Consider the following 21,871-nt stretch of genomic DNA (forward strand, 5'->3'; position numbering starts at 1 on the left):
GATCCGCTTATGCGTCGCGCTTGACCGTCGTGAGGCCGCCCGGCACCTGCAGGGTCGGGAGGATTTCCATGTTGCTGATGTTGACCGCGAGCGGCGCGGCGATCGCGAACGCGATCGCATCCGCGATGTCGGACGGCTGCGGCAGCTCGAACCCTTCGATGAACTGCTTGCGCGCCGCTTCGATGTCGCCGCTCACGTGGCCGAAGATATCGGTCGCGACGCGTCCCGGGCAGATCTCCGTCACGCGCACGCGCCGGCCGGTCGCGTCGACGCGAAGCTGTCGCGACAGCGCATGAATGGCCGCTTTCGTCGCGTGATAGATCGAGTTGCCGTTGAAGTTGTAGATCGCCGCGATCGAGCTGATGTTGACGATGTGCCCGCGGTCGCGCTCGACCATGCCCGGCATCGTGAGCCGCACGATATGCAGCACGGCCTGCAGGTTCACTTCCACCTGCGTGTCGATGTCGTCGACGCTCGCATCGAGAATCGAGCCCTTGCTCGATACCCCCGCGTTGTTCACGACGATGTCGAATTCGACGTCCTGCGTCAGCTTCGTGACCGCGTCCAGGTCGCAGACGTCGATCGCATGCGGAATGCACCCCGTGCGTTTCGCGAGCGCGTCGAGCCGGTCCGCGCTGCGCGCCAGTGCATGGACCTCGAGCCCTTCGCGGCAGAAGCGCTCGACGATCGCGGCGCCCATCCCCGTCGAAGCGCCCGTGACGAGTGCGGTTTTGTAATCGGAAAACGGCATGGTTCACCTCTGTGGAATCGCGTTGCATCGGCATGCCGATGAACGCTGTCGATATCTGGCAATGTATTCGGCGCCGCATTCGCGCGCCAATACGGATTCGGTGTGGTGCGATAAGGCGGACTTATGACGGCGACGGGCGATCGACGAGCTTCGATACCGGCACGACGCGCCCGCCCGCCGCTTCGATCGCACTGCGCACGGTGCGCGCGAGTTCCACTGCGCCCGGCGTGTCGCCATGAAGCAGGATCGACCTCGCATTCATCCTGATGGCATTGCCCTCGATCGTGGTGACCGTGCCGTCCTCGAGCAGTTGCTGCACGCGCGCGAGCACCGCCGCCCGGTCCTTGATCACCGCGCCCGCGAGCTTGCGGGACACGAGCGCGCCCTGGTCGTCATAGGCGCGGTCGGCGAGGAAGGTATTCGCGGTGCGCATGCCGATCCGGTCGGCCGCGCGCTCGATCTCGGTATTGGTCGACACGCTGATCACGAGATTCCGGTCGAACTCCGCAACCGCCCGCACCAGCGGCTCCGCGAGTTCATACGACGCGGCGGCCATGTTGCCGAGCGCGCCGTGAAAGCTCATGTGGGTCAGGCGATGGCCTGCCGCGCGTGCGATCCCTTCGAGTGCGCCCATCTGGTACAGCACGTACTTCGCGAGTTCGAGCGGGTCCGCCTGAATCGGCCGTCGCCCGAACCCGAGCAGATCGGGAAAGCCGACGTGCGCGCCCAGGTCGATTCCCTTCGCGCCGGCAACTCGCACGGTCCGGTCCATGATCACCGGATCGCCCGCGTGATAACCGCACGCGATATTGATCGACGAGACGATATCGAACATCGCTTCGTCGTCGCCCATCCGATACGGGCCGAATCCTTCGCCGACATCCGCGTTCAGGTCAATTTCCATCATCTGCTCTCTCGGTGCGTGGAAGGGGTGGCGGCGGCACGTCGGCCGCCAGTTCGAACAGCGGCGCCCCATACCCGACGAGGCCCCCCGGTTCCGCAGGAATCGCCGAGATCACGCCGCTGCGCTCCGCAACAATCGGCCGGTACAACTCGGCGATCTGCAGCAGACCGACGACGTTCCCGGCTTCGACCCGATGGCCGATCGCGGCTTGCGGCGCCGCCCGGTCGGGATGCGTGGTCGCGAAGATTCCGGTCGACGGCGACCGGACGATCGACGTCGGGCCGGCGGCCGGCGACGGCATCCCGATCGCGCCCGCTTCGCCCGACGGCACCGCAGGTTCGAGCGACAGACGGACCGTCGATCCCGCATGCCGGATCTCCGCGAATTCGATCTCGGCGGCGGCAAGCCACGACGAGATCTGGCGAAGTTCTTGAATGTCCACTTCGTTGTTGTTTGTCATCGGTCAGTATTTCGACGCACGGAACAGCCCGGCGAGATTGCGGACCTTGGCGAGATAGCGCTCGACTTCGTCGAGCGCGGCAACCGCTTCTTCGTAAGTAGTCCTGGCAAAGCGGATCCGCGTGCCGATCCGGGCTTGCGCGAGCCGCCACAAATCGGCTTCGATCACCGTGCCGATCTTCGGATAGCCGCCCGACGGCTGCGCGTCGCGCAGCTGAATGATCGGCTGGCCGCTGTGCGGCACCTGGATGACGCCCGGCACAATGCCGTGCGAGCGTTTCTCGATCGGCCGGCGGGCCGCGAGCGTCGGGCCGGCGAGCCGGTATCCGTAGCGATCGCTCTGCGGCGTCACTTTCCAGCCCTCACGCCAGAACGCATCGAGCGAATCGGCTTCGTAGCACTCGTATTCGGCGGCCGGCAGCACCCTCACCACCGTGTCGCCGCCTTCGGCGGCAGGCGTGGCCGCGGGCGTCGGCAACAGGTACGCAGGCGGCACCGCGCCGAACCCGCCGTTCGCGGCGGACTGCAACGGCGCACGCGCATCGAGCCCGATCGCGTGCAGCACGTCGCCTTTCTGCAACTGCCGCCCGTTGAATCCGCCGAACTCCCCGCGCAACTGCGTGCTGCGCGACCCGAGCACGCGGGGCACGTCGACGCCGCCCGCAAGCGACAGGTAGCAGCGCGTTCCCGCCGCGGGGATGCCGATCGTCAGCACTTCGCCCCGCTTCGCCTCGATCGTCCACCACGGCAGAATCGGCCGCTCGTCGAGCCGGGCCGCGCAATCGGCGCCCGTAATCGCAAATGCCAGATCCTCGAGGAAGCGGACGCGAAACGGAAACATCGGAATTTCGATCGCAGCCGCGTCGTCCGGATTGCCGAGCAGCAGGTTGCCGATCGCGAGCGCAACCCGGTCCATCGCACCGGACGTGCCGACGCCGAATCGCAGGTAGCCCTCGCGCCCGCGGTCCTGCACCGTCGCCAACGCGGATGAAGACAAGATCTCGATCATCGGACAATCCTTTCGGCACGGAAACGAATCATGTCGCCGGGCGCGAGCGTGGCCGGCTGCTCGCGCGCGGGGTCGAAGAACGTCATCGCCGTGCGGCCGATCGTGTTCCACCCGCTGGGGCCGGCGGACGCCGACACGCCCGTCTGCACGCCGCCGATCGACACGGCACCGCCCGGCAGCCCGAGCACGGGCACCTTGCGCCTCGGCGTGGCGATCCGCGGATCCATGCCGCCGAGATAGCAGTAGCCCGGATGGCTGCCGAGCGCGTAGACGGTGTAAAGCGGCGCGCAATGAATCGCGACGACCTCGTCGACCGACAGGCCCGTATGCGCGACCACGTCGTCGAGATGCGGTCCGAACTCCCCGCCGTATTGCACCGCGAGCTCGACCACGTTGCCCGCGATGTCGAGTTCGCCGGCCGCATGCCATGCGTCGACCAGTTGCGCTTCCAGCGCGGCGGGATCCTTCGGCGGATGCGTGAACGTGAGCATCAGGTTGGTCACGCCGGGCACGGCCTCGCGCACGCCGGGCCACCTGCCGACCGTGCGCGCGAGCGTCCAGATGCGACGCTGCACCCGCAGGTCGAGCGCGCCCGGCGCCTCGAACAGCATCGCCGTGGTGCCGAGCAGGCTGACGCGCAGTGTTTGTTCCGAATCGTCCTGTTTCATTGCGAGAGTTTTTCCCTCCGGCTCGGCACACGCGACTGCCGGATCGTCATGCAGTCCGGGCGGCGCAGGCTCGATGATTCGCGTCATACGGCCTCCCGCGCGGCGAGCCAGCGTTCCAGATGATGAATATCCACGCCGCCGTCGCCGAACGCCGGATCGTCGAGAATCGCGCGATGAAGCGGCACATTGGTCCGTATCCCTTCGATGCGCATCTCCGACAGCGCGACGCGCATCCGCGCGATCGCCTCGTCGCGGGTCGCGCCGTGCGTCACGACCTTCGCGATCAGCGAGTCGTAGTACGGCGGCACGACATGACCGGCGCTCAGGTGCGAATCCACGCGAATGCCGTTCCCGCCGGGTACCTCCCATTCGACGATCCGGCCCGGACACGGGACGAAGGTGAACGGATCTTCCGCGTTGATCCGGCATTCGAGCGCGTGCCCGGCCGAGCGCAGGTCGGCTTGCGTCCACGTCAGCGCATGGCCTTGCGCGATGCGGATCTGCTCGCGCACGATGTCGATTCCGGTAATCGCCTCCGTCACCGGATGCTCGACTTGAAGCCGCGTGTTCATTTCGATGAAATAGAACCGGCCGTTCTCGAACAGGAACTCGAACGTCCCTGCGCCGCGATATCCGATCTGCCGGCACGCGTCCGCACAACGCTCGCCCACCTCGCGAATCAGTCCGGGATCGATGTGAGGCGCGGGCGCCTCCTCGAGTACTTTCTGATGGCGCCGCTGCAGCGAACAGTCGCGCGACCCGAGCCACAGCGCCGTGCCGTGACTGTCGCAAAGCACCTGGATTTCGACGTGACGCGGATGTTCGAGGAACTTCTCGACATAAAGCTCGGGCTTGCCGAACGCACGCCGCGCCTCCTCGCGCGTCACGGCGACCGCTTCGAGCAGTTGCGGCGCGGCGTGCACGACACGCATGCCGCGGCCGCCGCCGCCGCCCGCCGCCTTCACGATGACGGGATAGCCGATCTCGGCCGCGATGTTCAGGATCGCGTCGGGATCGTCGGGCAGACCGCCGTCGGGACCCGGCACGCACGGCACGCCGGCCGCGCGCATCGCCCGCTTGGCCGCCACCTTGTCCCCCATGGTGCGAATCGATTCGGCCGTCGGTCCGATGAACGCCAGCCCGGCCGCCTCGACCTGTTCCGCGAACGCCGCGTTTTCGGACAGGAAGCCGTAGCCGGGGTGGATCGCCCCCGCGCCGCTCACGCGGGCGGCGAGCAGGATTGCCTCCTGGTTCAGATAGCTCCGATCCGGCGCCGCCGGCCCGATACAGAGGGCCTGGTCCGCCAGACGAACGTAGCGCGCGCCGGCATCCGCCTCCGAATGAACGACGACCGTCCGCAAGCCCAGCTCGCGGCACGCGCGCTGAATCCGGAGCGCAATTTCACCTCGATTCGCAATCAGCACCTTATCGAACATGGTCGCCCCGCTCGTGGGTTCCGATGGTGCCGCGGCCGGTCGCCGCCCGGCTGTCAGGAATGAAGCGCATCATCGTTCGATCCGGAACAGCGGCTGGCCAGCTTCGACCTCGTCGCCGGAATTCACGAGCACTTCGGCTATCCGGCCCTCGTATTCCGATTCGATCGCGTGAAACACCTTCATTGCCTCGATCGTGCAAAGCACCTGGCCGACCTGCACGCGATCGTCGGTGTCGACGAAGTCCGAATCGTTCGGCGACGGCCGAAGATGCGCGACGCCGAACATCGGCGCACGCACGATGCACGGCTCGATACGCTGCATGTCGGTCGACGCGACCGGCAATGGCACCGCCTCCTGTGCGATGCGCGAGTGCGGCTCACGCGCGGGAGCCGCGTCGCGCGGCAGCGCGGCGGCGGTATCGCCCCGGTTCCGCTTGACCAGCCTGACCTTGTCGTCGCCCTCGACCAATTCGAGTTCCAGCAGCGGCGAGTCCGCCAGCAGGTCGATCAGAGACTTAATCTTGTTGAGATCCATCGTTTGGCCCGTAGCCCGGTTGGCAAGCATCGGCGAACGGAAGTTCGCCGATACATACGTTGCGCCACGATGGCCGCAGCGGTGAATTCACCGACTGCGCGGACCCGATCGCGGCACGCCCCGTCGCCCCGCGCGCAGCGCCGGGCAACTGACGATGGATTCAATGTATCGGGCGCAGAAAAATTACGCCAAGACGGATTCGCTTTGTAGCGATAAGGCGAGCTTATGTATCCGCGTTCGGTTCCGAACGCATGTCGAAAGCGAGATCGCCCGCGAGCTCGAGCAGGATGTCCTTGACCGCGGCGGCCGGCTCGGACAGCGGAAGATGGTCGGACAGGCAGACCGACAACGGGATCTTGATCACCGGCGACACGATGCGGCACTGAACGACGTCGCCGGACTCCGCGACGACGCGCGCGGTGGAGTCCGGCAGGATCGTCGCACCGATCCCGGCCCCGACGGCCGCGGACAGCGTCGTGGCCGACTCGATCTCGGCGATCACGTTCGGAATCATCTGCATCCGCGCGAAGGCCTCGTCGACGTATTTGCGCAGATAGTTGTACGGGCGCGGCAGCAACAGCGGAACATCGCGCAGCGCGGTCACGTCGATTTCGCCTGCCGCGATGCCCATGCTGCGCGGCGCGACGAGGAACAGCTCCTCGTTCATCAGCAGCTGGAACGACAGGCCGTGCACGGGCTTGTCGCCGTACAGCACGGCCATGTCCATGCGGCCGTTCATGATCAGCTCGCTCAGCGTCGTGCCGAAATTTTCGTTGATGTACAGAAGGATCGACGGATGGCGCGCGCGGACCGCGCGCAACAACGGCAACGACAACGCGGACGCGCCGGTGCCGGGCGCGAGCCCGACCGAGACCTGGCCGGCCAGTGTCTGCCCCGCGCTTTTCACGTCGGCCTGCGCCTGCTCGAACTGGCGCAGGATGAGTTGCGCATGGCGGTAGAGCGTCGCGCCCGCCTCCGTCGGCGTCACGCCGCGCTTGGTGCGGACGAGAAGCTGCTGCTGGAATTCGTCTTCCAGCGTGATCAGCTGCTGGCTGAGCGCCGGCTGGGCGATGTGCAGCACCTCCGCGGCCTGCGTCAGGCTGCCGATATCGACACTTTTCACGAAATACTTCAGGCGCCGCAGGTTCACGGTGATCAGGTCTTCAATGTACGGATCGGTTAATGGTAGGACGAACCCATCGGCCCGGAAAGTGGACAAAAACCCTACCGGCAGCGGACGACGACACGAATCGCACCCGGGCATCGTCGGACGATTCGTCATAAGCGGATGCTCTCGCCCCAGCGGAAAGACATCTTGGCGCGCGCGTTTTCGCCCGCTTACTGTTAAGGCTACTCATATTTCGTTCAGGAGCCTAGAGTGAGTGCATCGCGCATCGCCGCCCGTGTTCAGCGCATCAAGCCCTCTCCGAGCAGCGCGGCGGCCGACCGCGCCGCCGAATTGCGGCGTCAAGGCAAGGCCATCGTCAATCTCGTCGTCGGCGAACCCGACTTCGACACGCCCGCGCATATTCGCCAGGCCGCCGTCGACGCGATGGAACGCGGCGAAACCCGCTATACGCCGACCGCCGGCACGCCCGCGCTGCGCGCCGCGATCGCCGCGAAACTCGAACGCGAAAACGGCCTCACCTACGATCCGAAGCAGATCATCGTGACCTGCGGCGCGAAGCACGCGATCTTCAACGCGCTCGCGATCACGGTCGAAGCCGGCGACGAAGTGCTGATCCCTGCGCCTTACTGGGTGTCCTATCCCGACATGACGCTCGCGTGCGACGGCGTGCCCGTCGTCGTGCCGTGCACCGAAGCACACGGCTTCAAGCTCACCGCGCCGGCGCTCGACGCCGCGATCACGCCGCGCACCAAGTGGCTGATCGTCAATTCGCCGACCAATCCGACCGGCGCGGCGTATTCGGCAGACGAACTGCGCGCGCTCGCCGACGTGCTGCTGCGTCATCCTCACGTCCTCGTGATGATGGACGACATCTACGAGCACATTCGCTACACCGACGGCCGCACGCCGCATCTGCTGACGGTCGAGCCGGCCCTCGCGTCGCGCACGCTGGTTGTCAACGGCGTGTCGAAGACCTACGCGATGACGGGCTGGCGCATCGGCTATGCGGCCGGCCCGGCCGACCTGATCGGCGCCATGGACACGCTGCAGTCGCAATCGACCAGCAATGCCAGTTCGATCAGCCAGGCCGCCGCGCTGGCGGCGCTGACCGGCGACCAGACGTTCGTCGCGCAATCGGTGGGCGTCTATCGGGATCGCCGCGATCACGCGCTCGCCGCGCTCAATGCGATTCCCGGCATCAGTTGCGGCGCGCCCGACGGCGCGTTCTACCTGTACGTCAATTGCGGCGGGCTGCTCGGCAAGACCACGCCGCTCGGCAAGCGCCTCGATACCGATTCGGACGTCGTTCTGTATCTGCTCGAGCGCGCAGGCGTGGCGGTGGTCGCGGGAACGTCGTACGGCCTCTCGCCTTACTTCCGGATGTCGATCGCCACCCGCGTGGACACCATCGGCGAGGGCTGCCGAAAGATCGCCGAAGCGGTCGCCGCACTGAACTGAGGGATCGGCCGGACTCGCTGCTGCGCTTTCCGTCCGCATGACACAAAGGCATGCCGCGCCTTCGGACGCGGCAGCCGGACCCGGTATCGCTTTACTTTCACTGACAAGGGGATGCAGATGAACACCAAAATATTAGTTACCCTAATCGGTTGCGGAATGCTCGTCACCGTGACGGCGCGCGCCCAGTCGAGCGTCACGCTGTACGGCATCATCGACGAAGCGGTCCGCTTCGACACGCACCAGAACAAGACGGGCGGCAAGCTCTTCACGATGGGCAGCGGCGGTCAGATCCAGGGCAGCCGCTGGGGCCTCCAGGGCGCCGAAGATCTCGGTGGCGGCATGAAGGCGATCTTCCAGCTCGAGTCCGGATTCACGCCGAATACCGGGATTTCCCAGCAGTCGACTCCATCCGGCACCCAGCGGCTGTTCGGCCGGACCGCGATGGTCGGGTTGAGCAGCCCCTACGGAACGATCTCGGGCGGGCGCCTCTATACGCTGGCGCACGAAATGGCCTGGTCCCACGACCTCTACGCGCTCTCCAACTACACGGGCACGCTGGGCTTCCAGGGCGCCGGACTCACCGGCGGCGGCCGCCTCGACAATTCCGTGCGTTATACGTCTCCGACGATCGCCGGCTTCACCGCCAAGGCATCCTATACGTTCGGCCAGACCGCGGGCGATATCCACCGCAACTCGTCCCCGGCCGTCAGCCTGTCGTACGATCGGGGCCCGCTGAGCGTCGGCGCCGCCTACCAGATCGTCAACGACATCGGCGGGCTGACTCCGGCGTCGAGCGTGTACGGCAGCACGTATTTCGGCGTCACGATTCCGGACAGCTCGCAGAAGATCTTCACGATCGGCGCAACGTATTCGTTCGCCCGCGCGAAGGTTTACGGCTCGTACATCTACAGCCACGTCTACCCGGCGGATTACCGCAACGATTCGTTCTCCGCCGCGGTCGACTACTTCATCACGCCGTTCCTGACGTTGAAACTGCCCGTCTACGTGGACGTCGTCCATCACGCTGGACAGAGCGGCACCCGGATCACCGGCGGCCCGACACTCGATTACGCACTGAGCAAGCGGACGGACGTGTATGTCGGCGTCGACTACAACCACCTGACCGGAGCGTGGACGACCCTCGCGGCGGCCTCCGGCTCGAACCAGCCGTTCTATGGCTACAACTCGCTGTTCGAGGCGGCGATCGGCTTGCGACATAAATTCTAACGATCGCGTCGAACGGGGCCGGTCCCATGCGGATCGGCTCCGTCCGTTCGTCCGACGCGTCGCATCACGCGTGGGCGAGCGGCACGCGCCATTCAGGAGGTAGAACACATGAGAATCGGCATTCCCGCCGAAAGCGTGGCGGGTGAAGCGCGCGTCGCCGCCACGCCGGAAACCGTCAGGAAGCTCGCTGCGCGAGGACACGACTTGCTCGTTCAACGCAGCGCCGGTGAACGGGCAAATTTCACGGACGACGCGTACGCATCGTCCGGCGCGACGCTCGTCGATGCGCAGCGTGCACTGGAGTCCGATGTCGTCCTGAAGGTCCAGGCCCCTACGGATACCGAGTTCGCACTATTGCGAAAAGGCGCCGTGCTGATCGGCATGCTCGATCCGTTCAATGCCGAACGTGCCGCGCGTCTGACGACCGCGGGCGTTACCGCATTCGCGCTGGAGGCGATCCCCAGAACGACGCGCGCGCAGAGCATGGATGTCCTGTCGTCGCAGGCCAACATCGCCGGGTACAAGGCCGTGCTGATTGCCGCGGGGCTCTACCAGCGATTCTTCCCGATGCTGATGACGGCGGCAGGTACCGTCAAGGCCGCGCGCGTGCTGATTCTCGGCGCGGGCGTGGCAGGCCTGCAGGCGATCGCGACGGCGAAGCGCATGGGCGCGGTGATCGAGGCGTCGGACGTGCGGCCGGCGGTCAAGGAACAGATCGAATCGCTCGGCGCCAGATTCCTCGACGTGCCGTTCGAAACGAACGAAGAGCGCGAGGCCGCCGAGGGAACCGGCGGCTACGCACGGCCGATGCCGGCGTCGTGGCTCGCCCGCCAGAGCGCGCTGGTGCGCGAGCGCGCCAGCGCGGCCGATATCGTCATTTCGACCGCATTGATCCCCGGCAGAACGGCGCCCACCCTGCTTCCCGAGGACATCGTGCGGGACATGAAGCCCGGTTCGGTCATCGTGGATCTCGCCGCCGGACGCGGCGCCGAGACCGACGGCCGGCGCGGCGGAAATTGCCCGCTGACCGAAGCGGATCGCGTCGTCACGTGGCATGGCGTCCACATCGCGGGCTTCACCAACTTGCCGGCCATGGTCGCATCCGACGCGTCGTCGCTCTATGCGCGCAACGTGCTCGACTTTCTCAAGCTGATCATCGGCGACGACGGCCAGCTCAGGATCGATACGACCGACGACATCGTGGCCGCCACGCTGCTTGGTCACGATGCTTCGCATCAACAATCCGCATAGAGGCCGCACGATGGAACTGATCAATCACACCACCCTCAATCTCATCATCTTCACGCTGGCGATCTATGTCGGATACCACGTCGTGTGGAACGTCACGCCGGCACTGCATACGCCGCTGATGGCCGTCACGAACGCGATCTCGGCGATCGTCATCGTCGGCGCGATGCTGGCCACCGGGCTGACGGTCGGGGCATCCGGCAAGACGTTCGGCGCGGCAGCTGTCGCGCTCGCCGCGGTCAACGTATTCGGCGGCTTCCTGGTGACGCGGCGCATGCTCGAGATGTTCCGGAAGAAGGGCAACCGCCAGCAAGGTTCCGGAGCCGCGCAATGAGCATGAACCTCGTCACCCTGCTGTATCTCGTCGCCTCCGTCTGCTTCATCCAGGCGCTCAAGGGCCTCTCCCATCCGCGAACCGCGAGACTGGGCAACGCCTTCGGCATGGCGGGCATGGCCATCGCGATCCTGACGACGATCGCGTTGATCGGCAAGCAGGCTGCCACGCTCGGATCGAACCTGACGCTCGGGCTCGGCCTGCTGGCAGGCGCGCTCGCGATCGGCGGCATCGTCGGTGCGATCGTCGCGGCCCGCGTCGAAATGACCAAGATGCCCGAGCTCGTTGCGGCCATGCATTCGCTGATCGGCCTGGCCGCCGTGTGCATTGCCTACGCGGTGGTCTGCGAACCCTCCGCGTTCGGGCTCGCCACGGACGGTCGCAGCATCCCCTACGGCAATCGGGTCGAACTGTTCATCGGCACCTTCATCGGCGCCATCACGTTCTCCGGTTCGGTCATCGCGTTCGGCAAGCTGGCCGGCAAATACCGGTTCCGGCTGTTCCAGGGCGCGCCCGTCGTCTATCCGTTCCAGCATGCGCTCAATCTGGCGCTCGCGATCTCCATGCTCGGCTTCGGCATCGCGTTCTTCGTCACGCAGTCGTGGCTGCCGTTCATCGCGATGACCGTGCTCGCGTTCGTGCTCGGTGTGCTGATCATCATTCCGATCGGCGGCGCCGACATGCCGGTGGTCGTATCGATGCTGAATTCGTACTCGGGCTGGGCCGCGGCCGGCATCGGCTTTTCGCTGAACAATCCGATGCTGATCATTTCGGGTTCGCTGGTCGGTTCCTCGGGTGCGATCCTGTCGTACATCATGTGCCGCGCGATGAACCGTTCGTTCGTCAACGTGCTCCTCGGCGGATTCGGCACCGAAGCGGCCGCGCAAGGCGGTGCGAAACAGGAGCAGCGCCCCGTCAAATCGGGGTCCGCGGACGACGCGGCGTTCCTGCTCGGCAACGCGGAATCGGTCGTCATCGTGCCGGGATACGGCCTCGCCGTCGCCCGCGCGCAGCACGCGCTCAAGGAACTCTCGGACAAGCTGGCCGCCAAGGGCATCGACGTCCGTTACGCGATCCATCCGGTGGCGGGACGGATGCCGGGGCATATGAACGTGCTGCTTGCCGAGGCGGAAGTGCCTTACGAGCAGGTGTTCGAGATGGATGACATCAATGCGGAATTCGGCCAGACCGATGTCGTTCTCGTGCTGGGCGCCAACGACGTGGTCAATCCTGCCGCCAGAAACGATCCGTCGTCGCCGATAGCAGGCATGCCGATCCTCGACGCATACAAGGCCCGCACGGTCATCGTGAACAAGCGATCGATGGCGTCGGGATACGCCGGCCTCGACAACGAGCTGTTCTATATGGACAAGACCATGATGGTGTTCTCCGATGCGAAGAAGGTCATCGAGAACATGACGAAGGCGCTGGACTGAGCGTCATTCGCCGCGCCTCTCGGGCCAGACGAAAATCGTCCTGGCGGAACCCGTCGGGCGCACCTATCGTGGGGTCACCCCTTCCTCGTCAAAACCGGAGACACCTTTCATGCAGGCCCTCGTCATTCATGCCCCGCTCGATCTGCGGATCGAGGATGTTCCGACGCCGGAAGCCGGACCGGACCAGATGCTGATTCGCGTCCGCGCGGGCGGCATCTGCGGATCGGATCTGCATTACTACAATCATGGCGGATTCGGCACGGTTCGCATCAAGGAACCGATGGTGCTCGGCCATGAAGTATCCGGCGTCGTCAGCCGGGTCGGCGCGAACGTTCGCGGTTTCTCGCCGGGTCAACGTATCGCGATCAGCCCCAGCCGGCCGTGCGGATCATGCGAATACTGCCAGCAAGGGCTGCAGAACCATTGCATGGACATGCGCTACTACGGCAGCGCGATGCGTACGCCGCACGTCCAGGGCGCGTTCCGGCAGGAAGTCGTGATCGACAGCACGCAGGCGCATTGCGTCGCCGATACCGTCAGCGATGCGGAAGCCGCGATGGCCGAACCGCTGTCGGTCGCGCTGCATGCGGTACGCCGCGCCGGGCCGCTGCTCGGCAAGCGCGTACTCGTCACCGGCTGCGGGCCGATCGGCTCGCTGATCGTCGCGGCGGCCCGTCGGGCGGGGGCCGCGACGATCGTCGCCACTGACGTCAACGCGATGCCGCTCGACAGCGCCACGCAGGTCGGCGCGGATATCGCGGTCAACGTCGCGGACGATCCCGCCGGGCTCGAACAGTTCTCGGCCGGCAAAGGAACCTTCGACGTGCTGTTCGAGGCGAGCGGCAATGCGGCCGCGCTACGCTCCGCATTCGACGTGCTGCGGCCGCGCGGAATCGTCGTTCAGGTCGGGCTCGGTGGCGACAGCGCGTTGCCGATGAACGTGATCGTCGCCAAGGAATTCGACCTGCGCGGGGCCTTTCGATTCCACGAGGAATTTGCTGTAGCCGTCGAACTGCTGAACAAGGGCCTGGTCGACGTCAAACCGTTGATTTCCGACATCTTCCCGTATCAGGAATGCGTGAAGGCCTTTCAGACGGCCGGCGATCGCACGAAAGCGATGAAGGTGCTGGTTACTTTCGACTGACAACCCGTGGGTGACCCGGTCATTCGGTTTGCGCCCGTCGAATGGCGCCGATCCGACGGACGCATACGCCGGGCAACCGGGTGACGGCCTTGCCCAACGGCAATCCTCGGCTGGAGTACCGATGCGGCATCTGCTGCGCGTCTTGCGCTACCGCAAACAACACTCGGCAGGATAAGTATTCTTATCACAACACCTCGATTTCCGAATCAAACTTGCATTTACGAAAACGCCCCGCTTGCAACGGGGCGTGCCCTGCTCAACGCCCGATCGGCAACCCGGTCGGTTCGATCCAGCCGAGCTTGTACGCGATCAGCAGCGACAGGAACAGCGTGACCGACAGCCCCACGCGTGCCGCGAGCGACCACGCCATCCGCTTGGACTTGCCGCGATCGTGGTTCATGAAATACAGCGCGAAAATCAGGCTCGCGATGATCAGCGCGAATGCCACAGAAACCAGCAGAGTTTTCATGGGTGTTGCCTTTGAAGATCCGAATCGGCCTGAATCAGTTCGGCCAGTTTTTGTCGTTCGTCCGCGATGTCGCCGACGCCTGACGCCGGCCAGTCCAGCGCGACGCCGTTGCCCAGCGAATCGCGCACGAGCGTCTGGTAGCGCCGGTCGTTGATCCGGCCGTGGTCCAGCGCTTCCGAGATCTCGTGCCGGAACGGCAGCGGGAAACTCGCGTACGCACGCGACAGCGCCGCATATTGTCTCGCATCGATCTCTTTCGACGATGGTATGACAGTCCAGATCACCACGGCCAAGATGGCCGTGAAAGGGATCGCCGTGTAGCGAAGAATGAACTTGATTGGTGTCATGAAGCAGAAGCAGAAGTCATCGCATCCGGACGGCGCAGCGAGTCCGGATGCCGGTCGAAGCCGGGATTTGGCGGGTTTCCCGCCCATATTGTCTCGCATTGCACGGTTCCGGCGCGGCACGAGCGCAGCAAGCCGGGGCAAACGTCATGTCGATCACGGGAATAGCGGCGGCGTCAGCCATCGCGCGCCCGGCAGGCCGTCAGGATTCCGCGCAGCAAATCGCGAGGCGGCGGCGGGCAGCCGGGAATCGTCACGTCGACCGGCAGGATCGACGCAACCGGGCCGCACACCGCATAGCTATCGGCAAAGATGCCGCCCGTGCACGCGCACTCGCCGGCCGCGACGACGAGCTTCGGCGCCGGCGTCGCGTCGTATGCGGCGAGCACGGCCGCCCGCATGTTCAGCGTCACGGGCCCGGTCACGAGCAGCAGGTCCGCATGGCGGGGACTCGCGACGAACTTGATGCCGAGCCCCTCGATGTTGTAGTAGGCGTTGTTCAGCGCATGAATCTCCAGCTCACAGCCGTTGCAGGATCCCGCGTCGATCTGCCGGATGCAGAGCGCCCGCCCGAGCAGATCGAGAATGTCCTGCCGGATGCGCCCCTCCTCGCGACGCCACGCGTCCTCCGCGGCCGGCACGGGCTCGTCGGGAAAATCGGTGCGCGCGAATTGCCGGATAAGCTGCCACATCAGAGGTCGTGCCCCGCGTAATTCAGGTTGAACGATTTGTTGATCAACGGAAAATCGGCAACGATATTGCCGATGATCGCATGTTCGAGCGCCGGCCAGTTCTGCCACGACGGATCGTGGCAATGACACCGCGCGATCGCGTCGTCCGCTTCCGTCTCGAGCGCGACGAATATATCGCCGCGCCATCCCTCGACCCAGCCGATCCCGCGGGCAGGCGCCGCGGCTGGCGCCACGTCGACGGCGACCGGGCCCGCCGGCAGATTCGCCAGCATCATGCGCATCGCGCGTATCGATTCGTCGATCTCGGCGAACCGCACGGCCACGCGCGCGGCGACGTCGCCGCGCGGATCGCTCGCCGCGTTGACGGCGACCTCGTCGTACGGTGCGGACCGCATCGCCACGCGCACGTCGAACGCGTGAGCGCTGGCGCGGGCGGCCAGGCCGCGCACGCCGAAGTGCGCGGCGACCTCGGCGGTCAATCTGCCGGTACCCACGAACCTGTCCTGCAGCCCCGACTGGTCGTCGTAGATTTTCCGCATGACGCGCACTTCATGTTCGATGCGTTCACACGCGTCCGACAGGCTCGCGACGCTGTCGGGCCCGACGTCGACCGCCACGCCGCCGGGCACGATCCGGTCCATCAGGTATCGATGCCCGAACGCGCGATCGTTCATGCGGACCCAGTCCTCCTTGAGCCGGGAAAACTGCGCGAGACCGAACCCGAACCCGGCGTCGTTGCCGAGCGCGCCGAGATCGCCCAGGTGGTTCGCCACGCGTTCGCGCTCGAGCAGGAGCGCGCGCAGATACAGCCCGCGCTTCGGCACTGCGGTGCGGCATGCGTGCTCGAGCGCCATGCAATAGGCCCACGAGAACGCGACGGTCGAATCGCCGGCGATCCGGCCCGCGACCCGATGGCCGTTCGACGCGGCCGTCCGCTCGAACAGTCGCTCGACGCCTCGATGCACGTAGCCGAGACGCTCTTCGAGGCGCAGCACCTTCTCGCCGACGACCGAGAACCGGAAATGTCCCGGCTCGATGACGCCGGCGTGGATGGGCCCGACCGCGATCTCGTGCACGCCGTCGCCGGCCACCGGCACGAACCGGTAATTCGCCTCGCTCGATTCGAACGCCTCGACACCGGTCGCCGATCGTTGCAGCGGGAAATAGTCGTCGGGCCAGTTGCCGTGATTGAGCCACGGCCGCGTGTCCTGCGCGCCGCGCGCGCTCAGGCCGGTCAGGTCGAAGATCGCCCGCTGCATCCGGGCGGCGGACGAAAACAGCGGCGCCAGGTCGGGGAAATCCCCGCCAGCGTCGGGCTGCCGCCCGGTCGCGAGACGCACCCACAAAATGCCGTCGTCGCATTCGTACGCGGCGTTCACCGCAAAACCCGCGTCGCGCGCATCGCCGCCCCACATCGCGACGAGCCTGCTCCGCTCCGATCGCGCGACGCGCGCCGCCTCGAGCCACCCCGCCGGGTCGACTTCCATCAGCGCCGCGCGAATCTGGCCCGCCCGGCATTCGAGCGGGACCGCGGCCGCCATGGGTATCGAGTCGAGTCGCATGCGTCACCCCGCCAGCATCGTCGCGGCCTGGCGATACCAGGTCGCCAGATAAGGCGGCACGTACAGGCCGAGCATCAGGCCGAGCGCCAGATGGACGAACACCGGCAACAGCGCCGGCCGGTGTCCGAGCGGTTTCGCCGTCGTCGTGCCGCCGAACACCATCCGCTGCACGCGCGCGAAGATCGCCGCGAAGGCGGCGGCGAGCCCGAGCAGCAGCAACGGCGCCGTCCACGGCAGCGTGTTCATCGCGGTCGTCAGGATCAGGAATTCGCTCGCGAACACGCCGAACGGCGGCAAGCCCAGAATCGCGAGCGTACCGAGCATCATCCCCCAGCCGACGGTCGGGCTGACCTGCAGCAGCCCGCGAATGCCGTCGATCGCCTGCGTGCCGGCCTTCTGCGCCGCATGGCCGACCGCGAAGAAGATCGCCGACTTGACGAGCGAGTGCACCGTCATGTGCAGCAATCCGGCGAAGGTCGCGACCGGGCCACCGAGGCCGAAGGCGAACGTCACCAGCCCCATGTGCTCGATCGACGAATACGAGAACAGTCGCTTCACGTCCTTCTGCCGGAACAGCGAGAACGACGCGACCAGCACCGACACGAGCCCGAACCCGACCAGCAGCCGCCCCGGCAGCCCGTTGCCGAGCGCGCCGTCGGCCAGCACCTTGCAACGCAGTACCGCATACAGCGCGACGTTCAGCAGCAGGCCTGACAGCACCGCCGAAATCGGCGTCGGACCTTCGGCATGCGCGTCCGGCAGCCAGCTGTGCATCGGCACGAGGCCGACCTTCGTGCCGTAGCCGACGAGCAGGAACACGAAGGAGATCGACACGATGGTCGGGTCGAGGTGCGCCTTGACCGCGACGAGGCTCGTCCACAGCAGCGCGTCGCCGCCGGCCAGTTGCCGGCTCGCGGCGAGGTACAGCAGGATCGTGCCGAACAGCGCCTGCGCGATGCCGACGCCACACAGGATGAAATATTTCCACGCGGCCTCGAGGCTCGCGGCCGTCCGGTAGACGCTGACGAGCAGCACGGTCGCCAGCGTCGCCGCCTCCATCGCGACCCACAGTACGCCGAGGTTGTTGGTCAGCAGCGCGAGCAGCATCGCGAACATGAAGAGCTGATACATCGCGTGATAGAGCCGCATCCGCGCGGCCGTCATCCGGCCGCGATCCTCCTCGACCTGCATGTACGGACGCGAGAACAACGACGTCGTCCAGCCGACGAACGCGGTCAGCGCGACCAGGTAGACGTTGAGCGGATCGACGAAGAACGCGCCGTCGAACACGCTCGACGGGCCGTTTTCGACGGTGTGCGCGGCGAGCACGAGCGTCGCCGCGAACGTCGCGAAACTGAAGCCGGCATTCAGGTTGCGCGCGACGCGGCTGGACCGCACGCACGCGAGCGTCGCGGCGGCCGCTAGCGGCAGGCCGAGCACGGCGAGCACGACATGGGCCTCATTCATCTTTGAGCGTCTCGAGGTGATGGATGTCCAGGCTGTCGAACTGCTCGCGGATCTGGAACATGAACACGCCCAGGATCAGGATGCCGACCAGCACGTCGAGCCCGATGCCGAGCTCGACGATCATCGGCATCCCGTTGGTCGCGGCCGTCGCCGCGAAAAACAGCCCGTTCTCCATCGACAGGAAGCCGATCACCTGCGGAATCGCCTTGGCGCGCGTGATCATCGCCATGAACGACAGCAGCACGCAGGCGAGCGCGATGCCGAGCGCGCCGCGCGCGACCGAGGTCGCGAGCTGGCTGATCGGCGATGCGACGTTGAACGCGACGATCACGAGTACGATGCCGATCAGTTGCGTGGTCGGAATGTTGATGAGCGGTTCGACGTCGGCGCGCACGTCGAGCCGGCGCACGAGCCGATACAGGAGCCACGGGATCACGCCGACCTTCAGCACGAGCGTCAGCCCGGCGGAGACGAACAGGTGCGCGTCGCCCGTCAGGACGCCGAGAATCAGGTTGGCCGACACGAGCGCGACGCCCTGCAGCGTGTAGAGATGAATCAGCGACAGCGTGCGTCGCTGGCTCAGCATCGCGAACGACAGGATCAGCAGCAGCGCCGCCAGGAAGTTGATCAGTTGCGTCGCGTAGCCGTGCATTCACGCCCCCAGCAGAATGTGCACGAGCATGCCGATCACCGCGAGCAGGAACGCGGTGGCGAGAAACTCGGGCACTCTGAACAGCCGCATCTTCGCATTGACGGTCTCGACCGCGGCGAGCGCCGCGCCGCCCGCCATCAGCTTGACGAACAGCACCGGCACTGCCAGCAGCAGCGCGAGCGGGTTACCCGCCTCGGCAATGCCCCACGGGACGAACAGCGCGAGGCCGATGCACGAATAGGCGAACAGCTTGAGACTCGCCGCCCACTCCATCAGCGCGAGATGCCGCCCCGAGTATTCGAGCACCAGCGCCTCGTGGATCATCGTCAGTTCGAGATGGGTGGCCGGATTGTCGACGGGCAGCCGTGCGTTTTCGGCGAGCGACACCAGCGTGAACGCGATGCCGGCAAACGCCAGGCTTGGATAGAGCGTGAGCTCGCCGCGCCCGAGCGTGCCGACGATGCTCGTCAGCAGCGTCGACTGCGTGATCAGCGACGCGGACAGCAGGACCATCAGCAGCGCCGGCTCCGCGAGGAAGCCGATCAGCATCTCGCGCCGCGCACCGAGCGTGCCGAATGCCGTGCCGATATCCATCGCGGCGAGCGACAGCGCGACGCGCGCGAGCGCGAACAGGCCGACGAGCGCGATCGCATCCGCGGCGGGCGACAGCGGCAGCTCCGTCGACAGCGTCGGCACGATCGCGCACGCGAGCGTCATCGCCGCCCAGACGACGTAGGGCGCGCCGCGAAACACCGCGCTCGCGCCGTGCGCGACGACCGATTCCTTGTTGAACAGCTTGTGGAGCATCCGGTACGGCTGCCAGACCGACGGCGCGCGCCGATTCTGCAGCCACGCGCGGCACTGGTTGATCCAGCCGGACAGCAGCGGCGCGGCGGCGAGCGCCACCACGATCTCGAGAATCTGCGATACCACGCCGGAGACGGTCACCATCTTCTCACCAGCATCAGGAGCAGGATCAGCACCGCGAAGCTGTAGGTCAGGTAGACGGCGATCCTGCCCGTCTGCAGCCGGCCCGCCCATTCGGCCGCGCGCAGCGTGATCGCCGCGATGCGCTCGTAGAGCAGCCACGTGCGATCGGTGACCGACACCCGGTACGCGGGCTGCGCGTCGAACGGCGACGGCACCTGCCGCTCGATGCGCAGCAGCGGCGCGAAGATCTCGCGGATCGGCTGCCCGAACCCCTCGGCCGTGTCCTGCATCCGCGTGGTCGGAAACGGGAAGCCGCAACCCCACGGCGCAGCGCGGCGCAGCCGTCCGTGGTAGAAGCGCCGCACCAGCAGCCAAGCGAGCCCGCAGCACGCGACGAAAAACAGCATGAACACGGCCGGCATGTAGCTCGCGCGCGCGGTCGACACCGGCACGAACAGCAGCCAGCCGTGATTGGCCGCGCCGACGCCGGCGCCGACGAGCCCGCGCGTGACCGGATCCAGCAGCTTGACGAACTGCGCGGGCATCAGCCCGAGCAGCACGCTGACCGCCGCGAACCAGCAGAACGCGAGCCGCTCCCACGCATTCGCGTCGCGGGCGCGGCTCAGTTTGGCTTCCCTCGGTTGCCCGAGAAACACGATGCCGAAGAACTTGACCATCGTGTAGCCGGCGAGCGCGGCCGACATCGCGACCAGCGCGGCCGCGATCGGCACCGTCATCGCCAGGACCGAATCCGGCAGGCTCGGCGTGAACAGGAACGCCTGCAGCAACAGCCACTCCGCGACGAAACCGCTCAGCGGCGGCAGGCCCGCGCTCGCCGCAACGCCCGCGAGCACGGCCCAGGCCGTCCACGGCATGAAACGGATCAACCCGCCGAGCTTGCCGAGATTGCGCTCGCCGGTGGCGTGCAGCACGGCGCCCGTCCCCAGGAACAGCAGGCTCTTGTATGCCGCATGCGCGACGACCTGATAGAGCATCGCGGTCAGCGCGAGCGCCGCCAGGGTCGTCATGCCGAACGCGCGAAACAGGACTGCGAGCCCGAGCGACACGATCATCAGGCCGATGTTGTCGACCGACGAATAGGCGAGCAGGCGCTTCATGTCGACCTGGATCGTGCTGAAGACCACGCCGAGCAGCGCGGTGCCGCCGCCGAGCACGAGCAGCAGCACGCCCCACCACGCGATCTGCACGTGCAGCAGGTCGAACACGGTGCGCAGCAGCCCGTACAGCCCCACCTTCAGCACGAACCCGCTCAGGAGCGCCGACACGGGGGACGGTGCGGCCGGATGCGCATCGGGCAGCCACACATGCAGCGGAAATACGCCCGCCTTCGCGCCGAAGCCGACGAGCGCGAGCAGGAACGCGAGCGACGCCCAGGTTGCATCGAGCGACTGGGTACGCATGTTCGCGAACGTGTAATCGCCGGTGCGCGCCTGCAAGATGCCGAAGCACAGCAGCAGGGCGAGCGCGCCGACATGCGAAATCAGGAAATACAGGTAGCCCGCACGGCGGATTTCGCCGATCCGGTGGTTGGTCATCACGAGAAAGGTCGCGGACAGCGTCAGCGTTTCCCACGCGACCATGAACGCGTAGGCGTCGTCCGCGACGAGCACGAGCGCGATGCTCGCGACGCACACGTGATATTCGCAGCAGATGAGCCCGGGCGCGGCGCCCTCGCCCTTGCGGAAGTAGCCGGCGGAAAACGCGCCGATCCCGGCGCTGACGAGGCCGAGCACGAACAGGAAATAGCCGGACAGGCGGTCGAGCCGCAGATGGAACGGCAGGTCGGGCAGCCCGATCGGCAGCACCGCGACCGACGGCTCGGCAAACACGCCCGCGAGCCCCGCGGCCGCCAGCAGCAGCCCGCCCAGCGCACCGAGCGGAAACAGCCCGTGCGCGACGACCCGCGTGCGATGCAGCGCCCCGAGCCCCAGCGCGCCGATCGCGAGCCAGGCGGCCACGACCAGCAGCACGAAATGGACGACCGGCACGGGTGCCAT

General features: G+C 66.5%; 22 protein-coding genes. 6 read left to right on the forward strand and 16 right to left on the reverse strand.

Translation table 11 applies throughout. The annotated features are described in order from the left end of the window. Positions 1-7: 7 nt before the first annotated feature. The 8 genes from R9B84_RS18795 to nac form a co-directional block, all read right to left on the reverse strand. Positions 8-751 (reverse strand): SDR family oxidoreductase, encoded by a 744-nt coding sequence (locus R9B84_RS18795; RefSeq protein WP_423760868.1) that lies wholly within the window; start codon positions 749-751, stop codon positions 8-10. Positions 752-872: 121 nt separating this feature from the next. Continuing rightward, complete coding sequence (locus R9B84_RS18800; protein ID WP_423760988.1) at positions 873-1,655, reverse strand: LamB/YcsF family protein; 783 nt, start codon at positions 1,653-1,655, stop codon at positions 873-875. Then, complete coding sequence (locus R9B84_RS18805) at positions 1,645-2,115, reverse strand: acetyl-CoA carboxylase biotin carboxyl carrier protein (RefSeq protein WP_423760869.1); 471 nt, start codon at positions 2,113-2,115, stop codon at positions 1,645-1,647. The genes R9B84_RS18800 and R9B84_RS18805 overlap by 11 nt, the downstream gene beginning before the upstream one ends. Positions 2,116-2,118: 3 nt before the next feature. Continuing rightward, positions 2,119-3,123 (reverse strand): biotin-dependent carboxyltransferase family protein, encoded by a 1,005-nt coding sequence (locus R9B84_RS18810; RefSeq protein WP_423760870.1) that lies wholly within the window; start codon positions 3,121-3,123, stop codon positions 2,119-2,121. After that, on the reverse strand, positions 3,120-3,791 hold the full coding sequence (gene pxpB / locus R9B84_RS18815; protein ID WP_423760871.1) for a 5-oxoprolinase subunit PxpB: 672 nt from the start codon (positions 3,789-3,791) through the stop codon (positions 3,120-3,122). Before pxpB ends, R9B84_RS18810 begins: the two co-directional genes overlap by 4 nt. Before the next feature lie 83 nt (positions 3,792-3,874). Then, positions 3,875-5,227: an acetyl-CoA carboxylase biotin carboxylase subunit gene (accC, locus tag R9B84_RS18820; RefSeq protein WP_423760872.1), complete on the reverse strand. Its 1,353-nt coding sequence runs from the start codon at positions 5,225-5,227 to the stop codon at positions 3,875-3,877. Positions 5,228-5,296: 69 nt separating this feature from the next. Beyond that, on the reverse strand, positions 5,297-5,761 hold the full coding sequence (gene accB / locus R9B84_RS18825; protein ID WP_423760873.1) for an acetyl-CoA carboxylase biotin carboxyl carrier protein: 465 nt from the start codon (positions 5,759-5,761) through the stop codon (positions 5,297-5,299). A gap of 223 nt (positions 5,762-5,984) precedes the next feature. Then, positions 5,985-6,911 (reverse strand): nitrogen assimilation transcriptional regulator NAC, encoded by a 927-nt coding sequence (nac, locus tag R9B84_RS18830; protein ID WP_423760989.1) that lies wholly within the window; start codon positions 6,909-6,911, stop codon positions 5,985-5,987. Positions 6,912-7,139: 228 nt separating this feature from the next. Between nac and R9B84_RS18835 the strand changes: the two genes are divergently transcribed. From R9B84_RS18835 to R9B84_RS18860, 6 genes are all read left to right on the forward strand, one after another. Continuing rightward, complete coding sequence (locus R9B84_RS18835; RefSeq protein WP_423760874.1) at positions 7,140-8,348, forward strand: aspartate transaminase; 1,209 nt, start codon at positions 7,140-7,142, stop codon at positions 8,346-8,348. Between the two features lie 117 nt (positions 8,349-8,465). Beyond that, entirely contained in the window at positions 8,466-9,575 is a 1,110-nt protein-coding gene (locus R9B84_RS18840) for a porin (RefSeq protein WP_423760875.1), read from the forward strand. 108 nt (positions 9,576-9,683) lie between these two features. Continuing rightward, positions 9,684-10,826, forward strand: coding sequence for a Re/Si-specific NAD(P)(+) transhydrogenase subunit alpha (locus R9B84_RS18845; RefSeq protein ID WP_423760876.1), 1,143 nt, complete (start codon positions 9,684-9,686; stop codon positions 10,824-10,826). 10 nt (positions 10,827-10,836) lie between these two features. Further along, positions 10,837-11,157, forward strand: a complete 321-nt coding sequence (locus R9B84_RS18850) for an NAD(P) transhydrogenase subunit alpha (protein WP_423760877.1) — start codon at positions 10,837-10,839, stop codon at positions 11,155-11,157. Further along, positions 11,154-12,593 (forward strand): NAD(P)(+) transhydrogenase (Re/Si-specific) subunit beta, encoded by a 1,440-nt coding sequence (locus tag R9B84_RS18855; RefSeq protein ID WP_423760878.1) that lies wholly within the window; start codon positions 11,154-11,156, stop codon positions 12,591-12,593. Before R9B84_RS18850 ends, R9B84_RS18855 begins: the two co-directional genes overlap by 4 nt. A gap of 109 nt (positions 12,594-12,702) precedes the next feature. Further along, positions 12,703-13,737 carry an L-idonate 5-dehydrogenase gene (locus R9B84_RS18860; protein WP_423760879.1) on the forward strand — a complete coding sequence of 345 codons (1,035 nt, stop codon included), beginning with the start codon at positions 12,703-12,705 and terminating at the stop codon, positions 13,735-13,737. Between the two features lie 256 nt (positions 13,738-13,993). Here R9B84_RS18860 and R9B84_RS18865 read toward each other — a convergent pair whose 3' ends face one another. From R9B84_RS18865 to hyfB, 8 genes are all read right to left on the reverse strand, one after another. Next, complete coding sequence (locus R9B84_RS18865) at positions 13,994-14,206, reverse strand: twin transmembrane helix small protein (protein ID WP_048246513.1); 213 nt, start codon at positions 14,204-14,206, stop codon at positions 13,994-13,996. Further along, complete coding sequence (locus tag R9B84_RS18870; protein ID WP_423760990.1) at positions 14,203-14,553, reverse strand: hypothetical protein; 351 nt, start codon at positions 14,551-14,553, stop codon at positions 14,203-14,205. Before R9B84_RS18870 ends, R9B84_RS18865 begins: the two co-directional genes overlap by 4 nt. A 173-nt stretch (positions 14,554-14,726) precedes the next feature. Beyond that, positions 14,727-15,242, reverse strand: a complete 516-nt coding sequence (locus tag R9B84_RS18875) for an NADH-quinone oxidoreductase subunit B family protein (RefSeq protein WP_423760880.1) — start codon at positions 15,240-15,242, stop codon at positions 14,727-14,729. After that, entirely contained in the window at positions 15,242-16,804 is a 1,563-nt protein-coding gene (locus R9B84_RS18880; protein WP_423760881.1) for an NADH-quinone oxidoreductase subunit C, read from the reverse strand. The genes R9B84_RS18875 and R9B84_RS18880 overlap by 1 nt, the downstream gene beginning before the upstream one ends. Positions 16,805-16,807: 3 nt before the next feature. Continuing rightward, the gene (locus R9B84_RS18885) at positions 16,808-18,271 is read right to left on the reverse strand and encodes a hydrogenase 4 subunit F (protein WP_423760882.1); all 1,464 of its coding nucleotides are present in this window, start codon (positions 18,269-18,271) and stop codon (positions 16,808-16,810) included. Next, positions 18,264-18,923 carry a formate hydrogenlyase gene (locus tag R9B84_RS18890; protein WP_072437918.1) on the reverse strand — a complete coding sequence of 220 codons (660 nt, stop codon included), beginning with the start codon at positions 18,921-18,923 and terminating at the stop codon, positions 18,264-18,266. The genes R9B84_RS18885 and R9B84_RS18890 overlap by 8 nt, the downstream gene beginning before the upstream one ends. Next, positions 18,924-19,874, reverse strand: coding sequence for a respiratory chain complex I subunit 1 family protein (locus tag R9B84_RS18895; RefSeq protein WP_423760883.1), 951 nt, complete (start codon positions 19,872-19,874; stop codon positions 18,924-18,926). After that, a complete protein-coding gene (gene hyfB / locus R9B84_RS18900; RefSeq protein ID WP_423760884.1) occupies positions 19,868-21,871 on the reverse strand; it encodes a hydrogenase 4 subunit B in 2,004 nt (667 codons plus the stop codon). The genes R9B84_RS18895 and hyfB overlap by 7 nt, the downstream gene beginning before the upstream one ends.

Source organism: Burkholderia sp. NLJ2 (genome assembly GCF_049487195.1).
Classification (GTDB): domain Bacteria; phylum Pseudomonadota; class Gammaproteobacteria; order Burkholderiales; family Burkholderiaceae; genus Burkholderia; species Burkholderia pyrrocinia.

Coding starts and splice junctions, on each gene's coding strand:
- R9B84_RS18795 (WP_423760868.1), bottom strand. CDS start 751: ATGCCGTTTTCCGATTACAAAACCGCACTCGTCACGGGCGCTTCGACG.
- R9B84_RS18800 (WP_423760988.1), bottom strand. CDS start 1,655: ATGGAAATTGACCTGAACGCGGATGTCGGCGAAGGATTCGGCCCGTAT.
- R9B84_RS18805 (WP_423760869.1), bottom strand. CDS start 2,115: ATGACAAACAACAACGAAGTGGACATTCAAGAACTTCGCCAGATCTCG.
- R9B84_RS18810 (WP_423760870.1), bottom strand. CDS start 3,123: ATGATCGAGATCTTGTCTTCATCCGCGTTGGCGACGGTGCAGGACCGC.
- pxpB (WP_423760871.1), bottom strand. CDS start 3,791: ATGAAACAGGACGATTCGGAACAAACACTGCGCGTCAGCCTGCTCGGC.
- accC (WP_423760872.1), bottom strand. CDS start 5,227: ATGTTCGATAAGGTGCTGATTGCGAATCGAGGTGAAATTGCGCTCCGG.
- accB (WP_423760873.1), bottom strand. CDS start 5,761: ATGGATCTCAACAAGATTAAGTCTCTGATCGACCTGCTGGCGGACTCG.
- R9B84_RS18840 (WP_423760875.1), top strand. CDS start 8,466: ATGAACACCAAAATATTAGTTACCCTAATCGGTTGCGGAATGCTCGTC.
- R9B84_RS18845 (WP_423760876.1), top strand. CDS start 9,684: ATGAGAATCGGCATTCCCGCCGAAAGCGTGGCGGGTGAAGCGCGCGTC.
- R9B84_RS18850 (WP_423760877.1), top strand. CDS start 10,837: ATGGAACTGATCAATCACACCACCCTCAATCTCATCATCTTCACGCTG.
- R9B84_RS18855 (WP_423760878.1), top strand. CDS start 11,154: ATGAGCATGAACCTCGTCACCCTGCTGTATCTCGTCGCCTCCGTCTGC.
- R9B84_RS18860 (WP_423760879.1), top strand. CDS start 12,703: ATGCAGGCCCTCGTCATTCATGCCCCGCTCGATCTGCGGATCGAGGAT.
- R9B84_RS18865 (WP_048246513.1), bottom strand. CDS start 14,206: ATGAAAACTCTGCTGGTTTCTGTGGCATTCGCGCTGATCATCGCGAGC.
- R9B84_RS18870 (WP_423760990.1), bottom strand. CDS start 14,553: ATGACACCAATCAAGTTCATTCTTCGCTACACGGCGATCCCTTTCACG.
- R9B84_RS18875 (WP_423760880.1), bottom strand. CDS start 15,242: ATGTGGCAGCTTATCCGGCAATTCGCGCGCACCGATTTTCCCGACGAG.
- R9B84_RS18880 (WP_423760881.1), bottom strand. CDS start 16,804: ATGCGACTCGACTCGATACCCATGGCGGCCGCGGTCCCGCTCGAATGC.
- R9B84_RS18885 (WP_423760882.1), bottom strand. CDS start 18,271: ATGAATGAGGCCCATGTCGTGCTCGCCGTGCTCGGCCTGCCGCTAGCG.
- R9B84_RS18890 (WP_072437918.1), bottom strand. CDS start 18,923: ATGCACGGCTACGCGACGCAACTGATCAACTTCCTGGCGGCGCTGCTG.
- R9B84_RS18895 (WP_423760883.1), bottom strand. CDS start 19,874: ATGGTGACCGTCTCCGGCGTGGTATCGCAGATTCTCGAGATCGTGGTG.
- hyfB (WP_423760884.1), bottom strand. CDS start 21,871: ATGGCACCCGTGCCGGTCGTCCATTTCGTGCTGCTGGTCGTGGCCGCC.